Genomic DNA, 3,108 nt, shown 5'->3' with positions numbered 1-3,108 from the left:
CAATCTATCTTGGTGGGCACGACTCAGTTTGGGGACAAAAGCCACCATTGTTGCCGTCACCCTCAGCGTAATTCCCGTCTTAGGAATTGGGGCAATTAATTTATCAATTAACCAAACCAACCAAACAGAAATCACCTCAAACCAATCCCCCAAAAATCTCTCCCTCCTCCTCTTAGAAGCCGGGATCACCGCCCTCGGAGTTAGTATCATCGCCCGATTACTCACCAACCGCGCCCTCGCCCCAATTCTGGCGGCTAAGGATGGAGTGGAAAAACTAGCTGCCCTGGAAATAGACACCCGCTTAACCGTAACCGGAAGTGACGAAATCGCTGGACTTTGTACAGGGATCAACCTGATGGTAGATCAATTTCAAACACTTCTAGAAGAACAAAAAGCCGGACTAGATCAACTGCGCATCTATGCAGAAACCGTCAACGCGGCTACCAGAGGAGACAAACAATTTCTATTTGACTCCTGTGTCATGGAAGCCAAAAGACAACTAAATGTAGACCGAGTAGTGATCTATGGTTTTGAACCAGACTGGAGTGGTACAATCGTTGCCGAAGCCGTAGACCCTAGTTGGCCTCGAGCATTACAAGACAAAATCTCAGATCCCTGTATTCCCAGAAAACTCTTAGAAGAATATCGAAAAGGACGAGTAGTTCCTAACTCTAATGTCCAACAAACCAACTATTCCTCAGCCCATATACAATTATTAGCCCGACTATCAGTCAAAGCCAATCTAGTCGTCCCCATTATCTCTGGCGATATCCTCGTCGGCTTATTAGTCGCCCATCAATGTACCACCACCAGAGTTTGGCAAGACTCAGAAATCGACTTCCTCAAAGAATTAGCCACCCAAGTGGGACTTTCCCTCAGCAGTATCACCCTCGCCGCCTCCAAAGCCGCCGAAGCCGAAAGGGTACAGCGCTGGAAAGATATCGTCCCCCAAATCCGCCGTTCCCTTCAATCACAGGAAATCTTAGACACAGCAGTAACCTCAATCAGAGAAGCACTCCGTACCGATAGGGTATTAATCCTCCGTTACGATGAAGGAATAGATACCAACTCAGCCCAAACCACCCTGACAATTACCGCCGAATCAGTCGCACCGGGTTGGAGTCGAGTTAGAGGTGAGAAGTTAGAGGTAAGGGGTGACAGAGGATTCAATCGCCATACTTCACCGAGCGGATCTCAGATATCACCTCTTATTTGTATAGACAATATTGATGAGGCAGACGATCGTGATTGGGAATATACCATTCTCGAACAACTTTCGGCTCGCGCCTATATCATGACTCCGATTATTAAAGAGGAGAAACTCTACGGTGCCCTTTGTGCTATTGCATGTTCTAAACCCCGAATTTGGCTGGATGCAGAACGAGATTTATTCTCCTCTACTGCCGATCAAATTGGTTTTGCTCTCTTACAAGCAGAACTTTTAGAACAACAAGCTAAAGCGACTGAGCTTGCTCAACAATTAAATGAAATTACCTCTCATATTCGGGAATCTTTTAAAGTTGAAGAACTCTATGAAGCCGCGATTATAGGTGTCCGAAAAACCCTCCATACAGACAGAGCTATAGTTTATCTTTTTGATGAAAATTGGCAAGGAACTATTGTTGCCGAATCTGTGGGTAGTAATTGGCCTAAAGCTCTGGGTGCAATGATTGCTGACCCTTGCTTTGCTCAAACTTATGTGGAAAAATATAAACGGGGTCGAGTCAAGGCAGTTGAGAATATTTATGAAGCTGGCTTGACTAAATGTTACCTAGGTCAACTGGAACCTTTTGGGGTAAAAGCCAATTTGGTAGCGCCAATTATGGCTGAGGGGAATTTATTGGGATTACTGGTTACCCATCAGTGTTCGAGTACTCGTGCTTGGCAAGAATCAGAAATTAATTTCTTCAAACAAGTGGCTACCCAAATCGGTTTTGCCCTGGATCAAGCTAATCTATTAGAACAACGAGAACAAGCCCGAATTAGTGCGGAATTAGTTTCTGTTGAACAACGGCAACAAAAAGAGAGTCTTCAGCTTCAGTTATTAGAACTTCTATCTGATGTAGAAGGGGCTGCTCGAGGGGATCTCACGGTGCGGGCGGATGTCACTGTGGGTGAAATTGGTACTGTGGCTGACTTCTTTAATGCGGTAATTGAAAGTCTACGGGGTATTGTGACTAAGGTGAAAATAGCCGCTACTCAGGTGAATACCTCTCTGGGCGAAAATGAGGGGGCGATGCGGAATCTATCCATAGAAGCACTCAAACAAGCCGAGGAGACTACCCGCACCCTAGATTCGGTCGAAAAAATGACCCGTTCCATTACTGAGGTATCTGAAAATGCCCGGAGCGCTGCTGTTGTGGCTCGCACTGCCTCTACTACTGCTGAATCGGCTGGGTTGGCGATGGATCGTTCCGTCCAAAATATCCTCAGTTTACGGGGAACGGTAGCAGAAACTGCCAAAAAAGTCAAGCGCTTGGGTGAATCTTCTCAACAGATTTCTAAGGTGGTTTCTTTAATTAATCAAATTGCTCTCCAAACTAATTTATTGGCGATTAATGCCGGGATTGAGGCGGCTCGAGCTGGGGAGGAGGGACAGGGTTTTGCGGTGGTGGCTGAGGAGGTGGGTTCTCTTGCTGCTCGTAGTGCGGCTGCTACTAGAGAAATTGAGCAGATTGTGGATAATATTCAACAGGAAACGGCTTCGGTGGTGGAGGCGATGGAGTTGGGTACTTCTCAGGTGGTGGAGGGGACTCATTTGGTTGAGGATGCTAAGTTAAGTTTAAATCAAATTTTGGAGGTTTCTCGCCATATCGATCAGTTAGTTCAATCTATTTCTGGTGCTACTGTGTCTCAAGCGGAAACTTCGGCTTCGATTACTGAGTTGATGAAGAATATTGCTCGGATTTCTGAGAGAACTTCTAATTCGACTTTGATGGTTTCTAATTCTCTGAAGGAAACTGTGGAAATTGCCGATCAATTACAGGCTTCTGTTGGTGCTTTTAAGGTGGGTGATTAGTTTCCGTAACCCGGAATAGTTCTCAGTTTTGAAGGAAAACTCAAAACTCAAAACTCAAAACTCAAAACTCAAAACTCAAAACTCAAAAC

At 45.4% G+C, this 3,108-nt stretch carries 1 protein-coding gene; it reads left to right on the top strand.

Annotated features, from left to right (window positions below):
* On the top strand, positions 1 to 3,019 hold a 3,019-nt coding region (locus tag NJ959_RS27675), incomplete at its 5' end, for a GAF domain-containing protein (RefSeq protein WP_254014982.1).
* Positions 3,020 to 3,108 lie beyond the last annotated feature (89 nt).

The organism is Limnofasciculus baicalensis BBK-W-15, assembly GCF_024178385.1.
Taxonomy (GTDB): Bacteria; Cyanobacteriota; Cyanobacteriia; order Cyanobacteriales; family Coleofasciculaceae; genus Limnofasciculus; species Limnofasciculus baicalensis.
This window is presented reverse-complemented; position numbering and strand designations above follow the sequence as displayed.